Source organism: Streptomyces sp. SCPE 10 (assembly GCF_051980735.1).
GTDB classification, from domain to species: Bacteria; Actinomycetota; Actinomycetes; order Streptomycetales; family Streptomycetaceae; genus Streptomyces; species Streptomyces misionensis.
This window is the reverse complement of sequence record NZ_CP197069.1, coordinates 6,365,204-6,380,548: the sequence shown is the minus strand read 5'-3', so window position 1 is coordinate 6,380,548 and position 15,345 is coordinate 6,365,204. Positions and strand designations below refer to the sequence as shown.

Sequence of the window (15,345 nt, the reverse complement as noted above, 5' to 3'; positions counted from 1 at the left end):
CGGTCACCGTCCGTCGTAGCCGGCGGTCGGCATGGACAGCCGGCGGTGCACGCGGGCCTTCATCTGCGCGTCGTACGACGGCTCGGCCCGGCCCACGGTCACCACGCGCACCCCGCGCCGCGCGCACTCGGCGGTGAATTCCTCGACGGACGACAGGGCCCGGCGCAGCACCCGCAGGCTGGGGGCGACGAACACGTCCACGCCGGGGCGCACGCCGTCCCACAGGGCGCGGTGGTCGAAGCGGAGCCCGCCGACGAGGAGTTCCCGGGCGACGACGTAACCGTGTTCGGCGGCCCAGCGGGCGCACATGGCGTGCTGGGTGCGGGAGTCGACCAGGAAGGGGTCGTCGTCGAGCTCCTCCAGGGGGGTCAGGCTGGCGATGGCGATGACCCGTGACGGTGTGCGCGCGCCGAAGGCGCCCCGCGGCTGTCCCATGGCGTCCCCCTCACCTCCGGTTTTCGCCGCCGACCCTACTCCTGCACGTAGGCTTCGGGGAGTCGCGCGGAGGAGGCGAAGAAGGTGCCGGTGGAGATCACCTGGTGGGGTCATGCCACCTGCACGGTGGAGGATTCGAACATACGGGTGCTCACCGATCCTCTGTTCGCCCGGCGTCTGGCGCATCTGCGGCGCCGGCGCGGCGCGCTGCCGTCCGAGGAGGCCCGGCGCTCGGATCTGGTGCTCGTCTCCCACCTGCACGCCGACCATCTGCATCTGCCGTCGCTGGCCGCGCTCGCCCCGGGCACGCGCCTGCTCGTGCCCCGGGGCGCGCGTCGCGCGGTACCGGGCGTGCGCCGGTTGCGGCATCTGCGCATCACCGAGGTCGCCCCGGGCGACGAGATACGGGTCGGGGAGCTGCTGGTGCGGGTGGTTCCGGCACTGCACGACGGGCGGCGGCTGCCGGTGGGGCCGCACCGTTCGCCCGCGCTGGGCTTCGTGCTGGAGGGCGAGGCGCGGACCTATTTCGCCGGGGACACCGGGCTGTTCGACGCGATGGCCGAGCGGGTGGGGCCGGTGGACGTGGCGCTGCTGCCGGTGGGCGGCTGGGGGCCGTACCTCGGCGAGGGGCACCTGGACGCGGGGCGGGCGGCGCAGGCGCTGGCCCGGCTGGCGCCGCGGGCCGCGGTCCCGGTGCACTACGGGACGTACTGGCCGATCGGTCTGGACGCGGTGCGGCCGCACGAGTTCCACGCGCCGGGCGACGAGTTCGTCCGGCTGGCCGGCGAGGCCGCGCCGGACGTGGCGGTGCACAAGCTGGGGCACGGGGAGAGCGCCCGGCTGGAGGTCGCGCGGTGACGTGGCTTCCCTCGGCCGCGGCGCTGGCCGCGGCCGCGCCCTCGGTCGTGCCGCCGGAGTCCACGCAGCAGGCCATCGGATATCCGTCGCTGTTCCTGCTGGTGCTGATCGGGGCGCTGGTGCCGGTCGTGCCGACGGGGGCGCTGGTGAGTTCGGCGGCGGTGGTGGCGTTCCATCAGACGGCGCCGTTCGCGCTGGCGCTGGTCTTCGGTACGGCGTCGCTGGCGGCGTTCCTCGGGGACGCGGCGCTGTACTGGCTGGGGCGGCGCGGGATGCGGTCGCGGGGCGGCTCGCGGTGGCTGGAGGCGATACGGTCGCGGGCGCCGGAGGAGCGGCTCGCGCAGGCGCGGGGGAAGCTGGCGGAGCACGGGGTGGCGGTGCTGGTGCTGTCCCGGCTGGTGCCCGCCGGGCGTATTCCGGTGATGCTGGCGTGTCTGATGGCGGACTGGCCGGTGCGCAGGTTCGTGCGGGGCAATGTGGCCGCGTGTCTGGCGTGGGCGGCGACGTACCAGGTGATCGGCATCCTCGGGGGTTCGCTGTTCCCGGAGCCGTGGGAGGGCGTGGTGGTGGCGGTGGCGCTGACCGTCGTGATCAGCGCGGTGCCCGGGGTCGTGCGCCGGCTGCGGTGACGTCTTCGCGGTGCGGGTCCGTGGGGGCCGGCCGTGTTCTCGCCGGACAGGCGCCTCAGTCCAGCGTTCTGGAAGCGCCCACCGGCAGGTCCCACAGGTCGGCCCGGTCGAGTCCCGCCTTCTCCCAGGCCGTGCGCACCCGGGTGAGCGGCTCCAGCACGGGTTCGGCCGCGAGTACGAAGGTGGCCCAGTGCATGGGGGCCATGCGGCGGGCGCCGAGGTCGAGGGTGGCCTGGACGGCCTCCTCGGGGTCGCAGTGGACGTCGCTGAGCCACCAGCGGGGGTCGTAGGCGCCGATGGGCATGAGGGCGAGGTCGATGCCCGGGTAGCGGCGGCCGATGCGGGAGAACCAGTGGCCGTAGCCGGTGTCACCGGCGAAGTAGACGCGCCGGCCGCCCGGCACGGTGAGGACCCAGCCGCCCCAGAGGCTGTGGCAGGTGTCGGTCAGGGTGCGCTTGGACCAGTGGTGGGCGGGCACGAAGTCGAAGCGGACCCCGGCGAGTTCGGCGCCCTCCCACCAGTCCAGCTCGGTGACGCAGGTGAACTCGCGGCGGCGGAACCAGCGGCCGAGCCCGGCGGGTACGAACACCGGTGTGTCGCGCGGGAGTCGGCGCAGGGTGGGGGCGTCCAGGTGGTCGTAGTGGTTGTGGCTGATGACGACGGCGTCGACCCGGGGCAGGTCGTCCCAGGGCACCCCGACGGGGGTGATGCGGGCCGGGGTGCCGAGGATGCGGCGGGACCAGACGGGGTCGGTGAGCACGGTCAGACCGCCCGCCTGGACGATCCAACTGGCGTGCCCCGCCCAGGTGACGGCGAGCGTGCCGGCGTCCACCCGGGGCAGCGGCGCGGGCTCGTAGGGGAGCCGGGGGATGTCGGCGAGCCCCTCCGGGCCGGGGCGTACGGCCCCTTCGCGGGCGAAGCGGGCGAGGGCCTTGAGCCCGGGCAGGGGCGCGGTGAGCCGGTCGTGGAACGTGCGCGGCCACACCCGGGGTTCGGCCAGCGGGCGGGGCTCGGCCAGCGGCGGGAAGGGGGGCGCGTCGAGGGTGACCGGGGCGGGCGCCGGGGCCGGGTCGACCGCGGCCGGCGCCGTGGGAGCCGTCGCGGGATCGGTGGCGGTCGGGGGCGTGCCGGGCTCGTGCGTCTGCTGCGTCATCGAGGAGGCTCCCATCGCTGAGCGTCGTCGCGGAGATCGTCGAAGACCGATGCCAGGGTGATCAACGAGCTGTGCGTCTGCGGCAGTTCTTCGGGTGCGGGAGCGGTGAGGCACTCCGTGCGCTCCTCCGCGGAACCGCCCAGCAGGGGCGCGGTGGCCAGCCGTACGCGCAGGGCCGCGAGGTCGTCGCCGAAGCGGTGGCCGCCGGGTGCGGGCATGCCGAGCCGGGCGGTGAGCAGTTCCTCCAACTCCTGCGCGTCGCCGACGCCTTGGGCGGCGAGGGGTTCGCGCAGCGGGCCGAGGTCGGCGTAGAGGTGGCGGCCGGCCGCCGGGGGGCGGGCGAGCGCGCCGGCCGCGGTGACCGTGGCGTGCGCGGCGGCGGCCAGCCGGGCGTGCAGCCGTACGGTCGCCGCGCGGCGTTCGGTGACCGGCGGGGGTTCGTCCAGGGCGTAGCGGGCGGCCGCGGCGACGGGGGCGGCGAGGCGGGCGCCGAGCGCGGTGAGGATGTCGAGGACGCGCGCGTGCAGGCGGCGCCCTTCGTCGGTGGCGGGGAAGCGGGCGACGGCGGCGGGCCAGCCGGGCGGCAGCAGGGCGCCGGCCAGGTCGGTGACGACGACGACCTGGTCCGGCCACATCTCGGCGGGGCTGAGCAGGACGGTGCCGTGCGGATCGTGCACGGTGTCGCGCCAGGTCTCGTCGCTGACCAGGTACAGGCCCTCGGTGGTGGCGGCCTCGACGGTCTCGTGCAGCAGTTCGGGCGGGGCGACGGTGCCGGTGGGGTCGTCGGCGACGGACAGCACCAGCAGTCTGGGGTCGCCGCCCTCGGCGCGTACCCGGCGGACGGTCTCCAGCAGCGCGTAGGGGTCGGGGACGCCGCCGCTCTCGGCGGGCGTGGGCACGTGGAAGACGGGCCGGCCGAGGACCCGGGCGTAGGGGGCCCACCAGGCGGCGCAGGGGCGCGGGACGAGGATGTCGGCGCCGTCTCCGGCCAGCGCGGCGGTGAGGGCGAGGAGCAGGGCGGGGGCGCCGGGTCCGGCGGCGATCCGGTCCGGCCCGCAGGGCAGGGCGCGGCGGGTCCAGTACCCGCAGGCCGACTCCAGCAGGGCGGGGGCGCCGCCGACGGGCTGGGCGTCGGCGCGGTCCGCCGCCGCGGCGACCACGGCGGCCAGTTCGGGGAGCACGGGCAGTCCGTCGCCGGGCAGCGGCGGCCCGTAGCGGACCGGGCCGTGGCCCTCGGGGTCCGTCCGCCGCATGTCCGCCTCCGCGCAGTCCTGGTGCCGTCCGGCCGGGCCGTGCCGCCCCGGGGTGCCGCCCGGGGCGTGTCCCGGCCGTGCCGGACGATGCCCGAGGGGTGTCGATCGGTGGGTGGGTCCGTTGGGTCGGGTGGTGTCCTCGGGTTGGTGTGTACCCGCTGAACGGACGTCCATGGGCGGGAAGGGAGTTGTGCGGATCACACGTCGGCGGGCCGGGCTCCCCGGCCGGTGCGGACGCGTCCGTGGATCCGGTAGCAGGCGCCCGCGCAGGCGGCGGCGATGAGGACGCCGCCGGCGACCAGGGCGGGGACGGATTCGCCGAAGCTGCCGCCCGTGCCGGCGGCCACGCCGTGCTGCGTTCCGGCCGGGACGCAGTCGTCGCCGTCGTCGCCGTCGTCGCCTCCGCCGGAGCGGGGTTCGCGGCAGGAGTCCTCGTCGTCCGGGCAGGCACCATCGCGGGCGCACTGGCGGTCGTCGTCACCGCAGGTGCCGTCGCCGGTCCCGGCCCCGCTCCCTTCCCCGCCGCCGGCGCACTGCCGTTCGTCGTCGGCGCACTGCTGTCCCGCCCGGCAGCCGTCCTGCCCGTCGCAGGCCTCCCCCGCCCGGCACCGGCTGCCGGTACCGGTGCACGACTTGCCCTGTGCGCATCCCTGTTGCGCGTCGCCGCAGGACGTGCCGTCGGCGCAGGCGCGCGTGTCGCCGCAGGGCTTGGCCGGGCTGCCGCTCGGTCGGGAGGTGGGCCCGGGGACGCGGTCCGCGCCGTCGCCGGCGGCCGGGGCGGGACCCGCCTGGGGCGGCCGGGTGGTGCCCGGCATCCGGGGGACCTGGGCGGTTATCGGGGCGCAGTCGGAAGTCCCGGTGCCGGCGGTGGGCGCCACGGGGGCGGCTGACCCGGTGCCGGGGCCGGGGCTGGGGGCCGCGGCACCGGCGGGCCCGGCCAGGGCGAGCGCGGCGCCGGCGACGAGGGCGACGGACAGGGCGCGGGCGGTGCGGCGCATGACAGGGCTCCTCGGCGGACGGGCGGGCTGACGGTCGTACGGGCGGGGCACCGGTACGGCGGTCGGCTGGGGCCGTACCCGGCGGCGCCCGCGGCTGCGGGGCCGTGCCCCTCGCAGTCATCACAGCCCGCCCCGGCGCCGGGCGCGCGCGGCCGGGCCCCATTCGCGGGACACGGGCGCCCAGCCGGGTGACGGGGCGGGACCGGCGCGGCCCCCCGGGGCCGAAGGAGGTTTTCCGGCCTCTTCACCGGTCACTCGAAAAGAACTGACCGGATCGTCCGCTTCGTACCCCATCGGGGAGGTCCTTCATGAGCACGAAGGTGTCCGACCACGTCCTGGAACGTCTGCGCGCCTGGGGTGTGGACCAGGTCTTCGGCTATCCGGGCGACGGCATCAACGGGCTGCTCGCCGCCTGGGGCCGCGCCGAGGACAAGCCGCGGTTCATCCAGTCCCGGCACGAGGAGATGTCCGCGTTCGAGGCGGTCGGGTACGCGAAGTTCAGCGGGCGCCTCGGGGTGTGCGCGGCGACGTCCGGACCGGGTGCGATCCACCTGCTGAACGGCCTGTACGACGCGAAGCTCGACCATGTGCCGGTGCTGGCGATCGTCGGGCAGACCGACCGGACCGCGATGGGCGGCTCCTATCAGCAGGAGGTCGATCTGCACACGTTGTACAAGGACGTCGCCTCGGAGTTCGTGGAGACGGTGACGGTCCCCGAGCAGCTGCCGAACGTCCTGGACCGGGCGATCCGTACGGCGTACGCCCGGCGCTGCCCGACCGCGCTGATCATCCCCGGCGATGTGCAGGAGCTGGACTACTCGCCGCCGACGCACGCCTTCAAGATGGTGCCTTCCAGCCTCGGCGCGAGCGAGTGGACGGCGACCCCCTCGGACGACGCGGTGCGCCGGGCCGCGGACGTGCTGAACGCCGGCGACAAGGTGGCGATCCTGGTCGGCCAGGGCGCCGCGGGCGCGGTCGCCGAGGTGCGCGAGATCGCCGAGCTGCTCGGCGCGGGCGTCGCCAAGGCGCTGCTCGGCAAGGACGTGCTCAGCGACGAGCTGCCGTATGTCACCGGACCGATCGGGCTGCTGGGCAGCAGGCCCTCGTACGAGCTGATGCGGGACTGCGACACACTGCTGACCATCGGGTCGTCGTTCCCGTACACCCAGTTCATGCCGGACTTCGGCAAGGCGCGCGCGGTGCAGATCGACCTCGATCCGCACATGATCGGTATGCGGTATCCCTACGAGGTGAACCTGGTCGGCGACGCCAAGGCGACGCTGCAACGGCTGATCCCGCTGCTGAAGACCGACCGGGGCGGCCGGGAGTGGCAGGACACGATCCGCGCCAACGTGCGGCGCTGGCACGAGACGATGGAGCGGCGCGCCGGGCTCGCGGCGGACCCGATCAACCCCGAGTACGTGGCGCGGGCCCTCGATCCGCTGCTGCCGGACAACACGATCCTCACCTCCGACTCGGGCTCGGTGGCCAACTGGTACGCGCGGCACATCACCATGCGGCCGGGCATGCGCGGCTCGCTGTCCGGGACGCTCGCGACGATGGGGCCGGGGGTGCCGTACGCGATCGGGGCGAAGTTCGCGCATCCCGACCGTCCGGTGGTCGCGCTGGTCGGCGACGGCGCGATGCAGATGAACGGGCTGGCGGAGATGATCACCGCGGCGAAGTACCGGGACCGCTGGTCGGACCCCCGGCTGGTGGTCGCGGTGTGGAACAACCAGGACCTGAACCAGGTGACGTGGGAGATGCGGGCCATGGAGGGCTCGCCGTCGTTCCTGCCGTCGCAGCAGATCCCGGACGTGCAGTACGCGGCGTTCGCGCGCACGCTGGGCCTGGAGGGCATCCGGGTGGAGAAGCCGGACGCCGTCGAGGCGGGCTGGCGGGCGGCCCTGGAGGCGGACCGGCCGTGCGTGATCGAGTTCCTGACCGATCCCGCCGTGCCGCCGATCCCGCCGCACGCCAGCTGGGAGCAGATGCAGTCCACGGCCACGGCGATCCTCAAGGGCGACGCGGACCGGGGGTCGGTGGTCAAGCAGGGGCTGAAGGCGAAGGTGCAGGAGTTCCTGCCGGGCCGGAGCAAGCAGTAGACACCGGGCGCGGTCCACGTGGGACGGCCCGGTGTCGGCGGGGCCGCACCGGGTACGCGGGTGCGGACGTTCTACCCCTGGAGAGAGACATGCAGCGAGGCAGTGACCGGCTGAACGTCCACCGGGACGATGAGATGAAGCACGAGCTGAAGGGCTTGCTGAGGTCAGGACACCCGACGCGGGTCGAGGAGTGGCACGACCCGGAGCCGGCCGCCGACGACGACCCGGAGGTCACGGGCGGCCCGGTGGGCGGCCTGGGTTCCCCGGCCTCCCTGGAGCGGGTGCGGCTGGAGCTGGCCCGCAGCCTGGGCCGCTCGGCCTTCCCGGCCCGGGCGGGCGAGCTGGCCTCGGCACTGCGCCGGGACAACGCTCCGGACCCGCTGGTGGAAGCGGTGGCGGAGCTGCCGCGCGGTGAGCGGTTCCGCAATGTGCAGCAGCTGGCCGAGGCTCTGGCCGGCGGCGAATGAGGCGGGGCCGGGCGGCGGAGATCGCACGGGGCGCCACGGTGGACGTCGGTGACGTCACCCCCCGGTTCCCGCCGCCCGGCCGGTTCGCGCCGGGGCTCGCCGACAGGGCGATGCACCGGCGCACCCGTGTCGAGGCCACGGCGGGCACGAAGGAGCCCGTGGCCCTCCCCCACTGCCCCCGAAGGCGTGGGGGCCCTCTGTGTCGATCCGCTGCCGTAATGGCGAGGAGCCGCTGAGCTGCCGCCGTGCGCAATGAACGAGGAAGCGTCGCCCCGGGCCGTCGAGGACGCCCGGGGTGCCGGGAAAGGAATACGAGGATCATGCGTATCGCGTTTCTGGTGGCGCCCGAGGGCGTCGAGCAGGTCGAGCTGACCGAGCCGTGGAAGGCCGCGAAGGACGCCGGGCACGAGCCGGTGCTGGTGTCGACCGACGCCGGGAAGGTCCAGGGGTTCAACCATCTCGACAAGGCGGACACCTTCGACGTGGACGAGGTGGTCGGCGAGACCTCCGCGAACTCGTTCGGGGGGCTGGTGCTGCCGGGCGGGGTGGCCAACCCGGACTTCCTGCGGCTGGACGAGAAGGCCGTGGCGTTCGTGAAGGACTTCTTCGAGCAGGGGCGCCCGGTCGCGGCGATCTGCCACGCGCCGTGGACGCTGGTCGAGGCGGACGTCGTACGGGGCCGGGTGCTGACCTCGTGGCCGAGTCTGAAGACGGACATCCGCAACGCGGGCGGCACCTGGGTGGACGAGCAGGTCAAGATCTGCGACCACGGCCCCAACCAGCTGGTGACCAGCCGTAAGCCGGACGATCTGAAGGCGTTCTGCGACGCGTTCCTGCATGTGTTCGCCGGAGCGGCCGGCTGAGACCTGCCGAGACGCCGCCACAGGCGGGAAAGGGCCGGCCCGGAGGGCCGGCCCTTTGTCGTGCGCGGATCGGCGCGGGTTGCGGTGCGCGGACCGGCTCAGGTGCCGGGCGGGCCCGGGGTCACCGACTCGCCGCAGTGGCGGTCCCGGGCGCCCTCACGGGTGCGGCCCGCGCTCACCAGGCGGCGCGGGTTGCGGCGCAGGTACTCGCCCTCCAGCTGCGCCATGCGCTCGTTGTGGGCCCGCAGCGCGTCGTTGGAGCCGTACAGGAGGGCATCGTGACGCGTGCGGTGGATCGTCTCCAGCTCCTTCATGAGCTGCTGGTCGTCCAGTCGGCTGGGGTCGACTCCGGTCATCGTGGTGCCCCGCTCGTCGTGTCCGTTCATGAGGTCCGGGTACCCGCCAGGCGTGCACTGCCCCCAAGCGGTTTCCAGGAGGAATCCATGGAGCTGGCGTTCCTGAATCCACTGTACGAACATCCGGGGTCCTGGGCCTCCGCGTACATCGACCTGTCCCGGCAGGACGAGGACACGGCACACCGGCGGCATCTGACGGCGGAGGCGGTGGCGCGGCGGCTGCGCGAGCAGGGCGCCGACGAGGCCACCTGCCGTGCGGTGTACGAGGCCGTGGACGATCTGCGGCACTCCTCGGAGCCGTACGGGCGGGCACTGTTCGCCCGGGACGGCGAGGTGGTCCTGGAGGTGCCGCTGACCCAGGGGCCGCCGGACGGCCTGGTGCACTGGGGCACGCTGCCCCGGGTGACCCCGCTGCTGGACCTCGCCGGGGAGGACCCGCTGTCGCTGGTGGCGTACGTCGACCGCACCGGCGCCGACTTCGAGCTGCGCAGCGCGCTGCGGCACGAGGAGGCCGGGGAGGTGGCGGGCCGGCAGTGGCCGGTGCACCGGTCGAAGACGGCCGACTGGTCCGAGCGGCACTTCCAGCTGAAGGTGGAGAACACCTGGGAGCACAACGCGCGCGAGGTCGCCGGGGCGCTGGCCGACTGCCAGGCCGAGACCGGCGCCGATCTGCTGATCCTGTGCGGCGAGGAACGGGAGTGCCGCGCGGTGCGCGAGCAGTTGCCGCGGCAGCTGGCGGACCGGGTGGTGCACGCCGCGCACGGGCGGGGCAGCAGGCTGCTGGACCGCGAGGTGGCGGAGATCCGCGCCGCGCACGTACGGGACCGGGTGCTGGCGGAGGTGGACCGGTTCCGGGCGGCGCGCACGCCCGACGAGGAGCGGCGGGCGGCGGCCGTCGAGGGCGTGCCGCAGCTGATCGAGGCGGCGCGCGAGCACCGGATGGCGGAGCTGCTGATCCGGCCGGAGGCCCCCGACACGCACCGCGAGGTGTGGATCGGCGAGGACCCCGACCAACTCGCCGCCCGCCGCACCGAGTTGCGCAACCTGGGCGAACAGGACTCCTGGCCGGCCCGCGCGGACGACGCGCTGGTGCGCGCGGCCGTGGTGACGGACGCGCCGGTGCTGTCGCTGACCCCGGTGACGGAGGAGACCGGCGACGAGGTCGTGGCGGGCGGCCTGGGCGCGTTGCTGCGCTGGAAGTGAGCACGGCGGTCGGCCCGGCGGGCCGGCCGTGAGCGGCACCGGTGCGTGAGCGGCACCGGTCCCTGAGCGTGCCCGGCCGGTCCCGCCTCGCTCACGGCCCGGCGGTCCGCCCCCGGAGCCCGCCTACCGCGCCCGCTCCACCCTGCGTTCGTCCCACACCGGTTCCTGGGTCTCGCGCACGCGGCCGTCGCTGCCGAAGACGAGGAAGCGGTCGAAGGAGCGGGCGAACCAGCGGTCGTGGGTGACGGCGAGGACCGTGCCGTCGAAGGCCTCCAGCCCTTCCTGGAGGGCCTCGGCGGACTCCAGGTCCAGGTTGTCGGTGGGCTCGTCCAGCAACAGGGCGGTGACGCCCGCCAGTTCGAGCAGCAGGATCTGGAAGCGGGCCTGCTGGCCGCCGGAGAGACGGTCGAAGGTCTGCTCCGCCTGCTGGGTCAGTTCGTAGCGGCGCAGCCGGGACATGGCCCGCCCCTGGTCCTGGGCGTGCTCCTGCCACAGGATGTCCAGCAGCGTGCGGCCCTGGAGTTCGGGGTGGGCGTGGGTCTGCGCGAAGTGGCCGGGCACGACGCGGGCACCGAGCTTCCACTCCCCCGTGTGCGCGACGTCCTGGCCGGCCAGCAGCCGCAGGAAGTGGGACTTTCCGGAGCCGTTGGAGCCGAGGACGGCGACCCGTTCGCCGTAGAACACCTCCAGGTCGAAGGGTTTCATCAGCCCCGTCAGCTCGAGTCCGGTACAGGTGACGGCCCGTACTCCGGTACGGCCGCCCTTCAGGCGCATGCTGATGTCCTGCTCGCGTGGCGGCTCCGGGGGCGGCCCGGCCTCCTCGAACTTGCGCAGCCGGGTCTGCGCGGCGGCGTAGCGGGACGCCATCTCGTGGCTGACCGCGGCCGCCTGACGGAGGTTCAGCACGAGCTTCTTCAGCTGGGCGTGCTTCTCGTCCCAGCGGCGGCGCAACTCCTCGAACCGGGCGAAGCGTTCGCGGCGGGCCTCGTGGTAGGTGTCGAAACCGCCGCCGTGCACCCAGGCGTCGGCGCCGGCCGGTCCCGGCTCCACGGAGACGATCTTCTCGGCGGCGCGGGCGAGGAGTTCGCGGTCGTGGGAGACGAACAGCACCGTCTTGCGGGTCTCCTTGAGCTGCTGCTCCAGCCAGCGCTTGCCGGGCACGTCGAGGTAGTTGTCCGGCTCGTCCAGCAGCAGCACCTCGTCGGTGCCGCGCAGCAGCGCCTCCAGCACGAGACGTTTCTGCTCGCCGCCGGAGAGGGTGCGCACCTGCCGCCACCGGGCCCGCTCGTACGGCACCCCGAGCGCGGCGGTGGTGCACATGTCCCACAGGGTCTCGGCCTCGTAGCCGCGCACCTCGGCCCAGTCGGCCAGTGCCTGCGCGTAGGCGAGCTGGGCGGTCTCGTCGTCCACGGTCATGACGGCGTGCTCGGCCTCGTCCACCGCCTTCGCCGCCTCGCGGATGCGGGGCGGGGCGACGGAGACCAGCAGGTCCCGCACGGTCGTCTCGTCGCGCACGGAGCCGACGAACTGGCGCATCACGCCGAGCCCGCCGCTGACGGTGACGGTCCCGCCGTGCGGCTTCAGCTCGCCGGAGATCAGCCTCAGCAGCGTGGTCTTGCCGGCGCCGTTCGGGCCGACCAGCGCGACGGCCGCGCCCTCGCCGACCCGGAAGGAGACATCGCCGAGCAGCGTCCTCCCGTCGGGGAGGTGGTACTCGAGGTGCGCGGCTTCCAGATGTCCCATGAGGCGGCATTCTCCGGGCCGGGGGCCGGTGGCGGCAAACCGTTATCGGGCCGCCCCTCCTCATCCGGTGGGGTCGAGCGGTTCGCCGGCGGGTCCGGGGGCGCCCGGCGGCCGGAGGGTGGTGGCTTCCCAGGCCAGGGCGTGCCAGCCGGTGGCCGGGCCGCCCGCCAGGGTGATCACGCCGGTGTTGGCCAGCGGGCGGGCGGCGGCGAAGGCGATGTCGACGTTGACGGCGCGGGCGGCGGTCCACACGCGGATGGCGGCGCCGTGACTGATCATCGCCACGGTGCCGGCGCCGCTGCGGTACGCCTCCTCGATCACGGCGTCGAACCGGGCCAGCGCCTCCACGCCGCTCTCCCCGCCGGGGACCCGCAGCGCGGTGTGCCCGGCCGACCAGGCGAACGCGGTGCGCAGGTACGGCGCGGCCTCCGGGGCGTCGCCGGGCAGCATCTCCAGGTCGCCGGCGGACAGCTCGCGGATGCCGTCGCGGACGGTCACCGGCAGGCCCCGGGCGGCGGCCAGCGGGGCGGCGGTCAGCCGGGCCCGGACCAGCGGGGAGGCGTAGAGGGCGTCGATCTCCTCGGCGGCCAGTACCCGGGGCAGGGCGGCGGCCTGGGCGGTGCCGAGCGGGGTGAGCCCGGGCCCCGGTGCGGCGGTGTCCAGCAGGTGGCGGACATTGGAGAGGGTCTGGCCGTGGCGGATCAGGAGCAGGCGCATCCGGGCGTTCTCCTTGCGGCGTCCCGGCGGTGTCCTCGCGGTGCGGGGCGCACCGTCGGCGAACGGTGGTACGGAAAGCACTGCGGTACAGAAAACCGGCACTTCAGGGTAACCGCAGCCGTATGAGCCCGGACTTGGACCAGAAGATGACCCCAGATGTGGACCTGACGTCCGCGAAGAACGCCCTTCGCCCGCTGCTGACCGCCGACGCGCGGCTGTTCGAGCGGGCCGCCCGATGGCGCTGGCCGGGGGCAGAGCGGGTGCTGCCCCGGCTGAGCCGCAGCGCCAACCACGGGGTGCTGTGGGGCGCGGTGGCCGTCGCGCTGGCCGCGAGCCGCACGCCCCGGGCCCGGCGGGCCGCCGTACGGGGCCTGGCGTCGCTGGCCGTGGCCTCGGCGACCGTGAACACGCTCGGCAAGCGCTCGGTGCGCCGGGCCCGGCCGGTACTGGACCCGGTGCCGCTGGGGCGCAGACTGCGGCGGCAGCCGGTCACCACGTCCTTCCCGTCGGGGCACGCGGCCTCGGCGGCCGCCTTCGCCACCGGGGTGGCCCTGGAGTCCCCGGCATGGGGCGCGGCGGTGGCGCCGCTGGCGTTCTCGGTGGCCGCGTCCCGGGTGTACACGGGGGTGCACTTCCCGAGCGACGTGCTGGCCGGCGCGGCCCTCGGCGCGGGCGCCGCGTTCCTGGTACGACGCCTCGTGCCGGCCCGCGCGGCGACGGTGCCCACCGCCCGGCCGCGCGCCGAGGTGCCGGCGCTGCCGGAGGGCGAGGGGCTGGTGATGGTCGTCAACCAGGGCTCGGGTACCGCGGAGCGGGTGCGCGGGCTGCGGGGCGCGCTGCCGCGGGCGGAGATCGTCGAGTGCGCGCCCGCGGAGGCCGGGGACGCGCTGGCCAAGGCGGCGGTGCGGGCGCGGGTGCTCGGGGTGTGCGGCGGCGACGGCACGGTGAACACGGCCGCCGGGGTCGCGCTGCGCCACGGTCTGCCGCTGGCGGTGCTGCCGGGCGGCACCCTGAACCACTTCGCCCTCGATCTGGGCGTGGAGGACGAGCGCGCCCTGGCCCGCGCGGTGCGGCGGGGCGAGGCGGTCCGGGTGGACGCCGGCCGGTTCGTCACCGACGGCGCCGAGGGCCTGTTCCTGAACACGCTGAGCCTCGGCGCCTACCCCGAGCTGGTACGCGCCCGCGACGCCTGGTCGCACCGGATCGGCGGCTGGCCTGCCGGGCTGCTGGGCGCGCTGCGGGTGCTGCGCGCGGGCCGGCATCCGCTGGAGGTGGAGGTGGGTGGTGCGCGGCGGCCGCTGTGGCTGCTGTTCGTCGGCAACGGCGTCTACCACCGCATGGGGCTCGCGCCGGGCCGCCGTACCGATCTGGCGGACGGGCTGCTGGACGTGCGGGTGGTGCACGGCAGCGGGCGGGCCGCGCTGCGCCTGCTCGCGGCGGCCGCCGCCGGCCCGCTCACCCGGTCGCCCGCCCATGCCGCCGTCCAGGTCACCCGGCTGCGGCTGACCGGGCTCGCGCCGGGCACCCCGCTGGCGTACGACGGGGAGGTCACGGAGGCCTCCGGAGAGGTGACGGTGGAGAAGCTGCCGGAGGCGCTGACGGTCTACCGCCCGCTCACCTTCTGACATCCCGTCAGTCCATATGTCAAAACGGGGGTCTCATCATTCGGCATGCGCGCGTACCGTGATCCGCACAGCCGAAGAAGGAGAGCAGTCATGCCGAAGGCGCAGGAGACCGCCGTCTACACGCATGGGCACCACGAGTCGGTGCTCCGTTCGCACACCTGGCGGACCGCCGCCAACTCCGCGGGTTACCTGCTCGGCTCCCTCAAGCCGCACATGCGGATCCTGGACATCGGCTGCGGCCCCGGCACCATCACCGCGGACCTGGCCGAGCTGGTCCCCGACGGCCGGGTCACCGGTGTCGACCAGGCGCCGGACGTGCTGGAGCAGGCCCGGCGGACGGCCGCCGCGCGCGGCCTGGCCAACGTCGACTTCGCGGTCGCCGACGTGCACGCCCTGGACTACCCGGACGACACCTTCTGCGTGGTCCACGCCCACCAGGTGCTCCAGCACGTCGGCGACCCGGTGCAGGCGCTGCGGGAGATGCGGCGGGTGACGCGGCCGGGCGGGTTCATCGCGGTGCGCGACGCGGACTACGCGGCGATGACCTGGTACCCGGCGGTGCCGGGCCTGGACGACTGGCTGGAGCTGTACGAGCGGGTGGCCCGCGCCAACGGCGGCGAGCCGGACGCCGGGCGCCGGCTGGTCTCCTGGGCGCGGGCCGCGGGCCTGCGGGACATCACCGCCACCTCCGGCACCTGGACCTTCGCCACCGAGGAGGAGCGGGCCTGGTGGAGCGGGCTGTGGGCGGACCGCACGCTCGCCTCCGCCTACGCCGAACGGGCGGTCGAGGGCGGCCACGCCACCCCCGACCGGCTGCGGGCGGTGTCCGAGGCCTGGCGGGAGTGGGGGCGGCAGGAGGACGGCTGGTTCGCCGTCCTGCACGGGGAGATCCTGTGCCGCAAGGAGCGCGAGGGGGACGGCGCCGGCGGGAACTGAGCAG

At 75.0% G+C, this 15,345-nt stretch carries 15 protein-coding genes; 8 read left to right on the top strand and 7 right to left on the bottom strand.

All coding sequences use genetic code 11. From position 1 onward, the window contains the following. Positions 1–3: 3 nt before the first annotated feature. Positions 4–435, bottom strand: coding sequence for a hypothetical protein (locus tag ACSP97_RS29285; RefSeq protein ID WP_070023485.1), 432 nt, complete (start codon positions 433–435; stop codon positions 4–6). A gap of 84 nt (positions 436–519) precedes the next feature. Here ACSP97_RS29285 and ACSP97_RS29280 point away from each other — a divergent pair, with 84 nt between their 5' ends. Further along, positions 520–1,293 carry an MBL fold metallo-hydrolase gene (locus tag ACSP97_RS29280; RefSeq protein WP_440555030.1) on the top strand — a complete coding sequence of 258 codons (774 nt, stop codon included), beginning with the start codon at positions 520–522 and terminating at the stop codon, positions 1,291–1,293. After that, on the top strand, positions 1,290–1,922 hold the full coding sequence (locus ACSP97_RS29275; RefSeq protein ID WP_355152557.1) for a DedA family protein: 633 nt from the start codon (positions 1,290–1,292) through the stop codon (positions 1,920–1,922). The genes ACSP97_RS29280 and ACSP97_RS29275 overlap by 4 nt, the downstream gene beginning before the upstream one ends. A 55-nt stretch (positions 1,923–1,977) precedes the next feature. On the opposite strand, the gene ACSP97_RS29270 is transcribed toward ACSP97_RS29275, so the two are convergent. The 3 genes from ACSP97_RS29270 to ACSP97_RS29260 form a co-directional block, all read right to left on the bottom strand. Further along, entirely contained in the window at positions 1,978–3,075 is a 1,098-nt protein-coding gene (locus ACSP97_RS29270; RefSeq protein ID WP_355152555.1) for an MBL fold metallo-hydrolase, read from the bottom strand. Beyond that, on the bottom strand, positions 3,072–4,328 hold the full coding sequence (locus ACSP97_RS29265; RefSeq protein ID WP_355152553.1) for an aminotransferase class I/II-fold pyridoxal phosphate-dependent enzyme: 1,257 nt from the start codon (positions 4,326–4,328) through the stop codon (positions 3,072–3,074). Before ACSP97_RS29265 ends, ACSP97_RS29270 begins: the two co-directional genes overlap by 4 nt. 197 nt (positions 4,329–4,525) lie before the next feature. Next, positions 4,526–5,326: a hypothetical protein gene (locus ACSP97_RS29260; RefSeq protein ID WP_440555027.1), complete on the bottom strand. Its 801-nt coding sequence runs from the start codon at positions 5,324–5,326 to the stop codon at positions 4,526–4,528. Between the two features lie 308 nt (positions 5,327–5,634). On the opposite strand from ACSP97_RS29260, the gene ACSP97_RS29255 reads away from it, so the two are divergent. The 3 genes from ACSP97_RS29255 (at position 5,635) to ACSP97_RS29245 (ending at position 8,761) form a co-directional block, all read left to right on the top strand. Continuing rightward, positions 5,635–7,431: a thiamine pyrophosphate-requiring protein gene (locus ACSP97_RS29255; protein WP_355533075.1), complete on the top strand. Its 1,797-nt coding sequence runs from the start codon at positions 5,635–5,637 to the stop codon at positions 7,429–7,431. A gap of 89 nt (positions 7,432–7,520) precedes the next feature. Next, positions 7,521–7,898: a DUF2795 domain-containing protein gene (locus tag ACSP97_RS29250; RefSeq protein ID WP_355152548.1), complete on the top strand. Its 378-nt coding sequence runs from the start codon at positions 7,521–7,523 to the stop codon at positions 7,896–7,898. A 320-nt stretch (positions 7,899–8,218) separates the two neighbouring features. Beyond that, positions 8,219–8,761 carry a type 1 glutamine amidotransferase domain-containing protein gene (locus ACSP97_RS29245; protein WP_355152546.1) on the top strand — a complete coding sequence of 181 codons (543 nt, stop codon included), beginning with the start codon at positions 8,219–8,221 and terminating at the stop codon, positions 8,759–8,761. A gap of 98 nt (positions 8,762–8,859) precedes the next feature. On the opposite strand, the gene ACSP97_RS29240 is transcribed toward ACSP97_RS29245, so the two are convergent. After that, entirely contained in the window at positions 8,860–9,147 is a 288-nt protein-coding gene (locus ACSP97_RS29240) for a DUF6158 family protein (protein ID WP_070023494.1), read from the bottom strand. A 57-nt stretch (positions 9,148–9,204) separates the two neighbouring features. On the opposite strand from ACSP97_RS29240, the gene ACSP97_RS29235 reads away from it, so the two are divergent. Further along, positions 9,205–10,320 carry a baeRF2 domain-containing protein gene (locus ACSP97_RS29235; RefSeq protein ID WP_355152543.1) on the top strand — a complete coding sequence of 372 codons (1,116 nt, stop codon included), beginning with the start codon at positions 9,205–9,207 and terminating at the stop codon, positions 10,318–10,320. 123 nt (positions 10,321–10,443) lie between these two features. Here ACSP97_RS29235 and ACSP97_RS29230 read toward each other — a convergent pair whose 3' ends face one another. Continuing rightward, the gene (locus ACSP97_RS29230; protein ID WP_364729742.1) at positions 10,444–12,063 is read right to left on the bottom strand and encodes an ABC-F family ATP-binding cassette domain-containing protein; all 1,620 of its coding nucleotides are present in this window, start codon (positions 12,061–12,063) and stop codon (positions 10,444–10,446) included. A 60-nt stretch (positions 12,064–12,123) separates the two neighbouring features. Next, positions 12,124–12,780, bottom strand: a complete 657-nt coding sequence (locus ACSP97_RS29225) for a histidine phosphatase family protein (protein ID WP_364729739.1) — start codon at positions 12,778–12,780, stop codon at positions 12,124–12,126. Positions 12,781–12,926: 146 nt separating this feature from the next. Between ACSP97_RS29225 and ACSP97_RS29220 the strand changes: the two genes are divergently transcribed. Together ACSP97_RS29220 and ACSP97_RS29215 are read left to right on the top strand one after the other, a co-directional pair. Next, a complete protein-coding gene (locus tag ACSP97_RS29220; protein ID WP_382077003.1) occupies positions 12,927–14,405 on the top strand; it encodes a bifunctional phosphatase PAP2/diacylglycerol kinase family protein in 1,479 nt (492 codons plus the stop codon). A 90-nt stretch (positions 14,406–14,495) separates the two neighbouring features. After that, positions 14,496–15,341 carry a class I SAM-dependent methyltransferase gene (locus tag ACSP97_RS29215; RefSeq protein WP_388315814.1) on the top strand — a complete coding sequence of 282 codons (846 nt, stop codon included), beginning with the start codon at positions 14,496–14,498 and terminating at the stop codon, positions 15,339–15,341. Positions 15,342–15,345 lie beyond the last annotated feature (4 nt).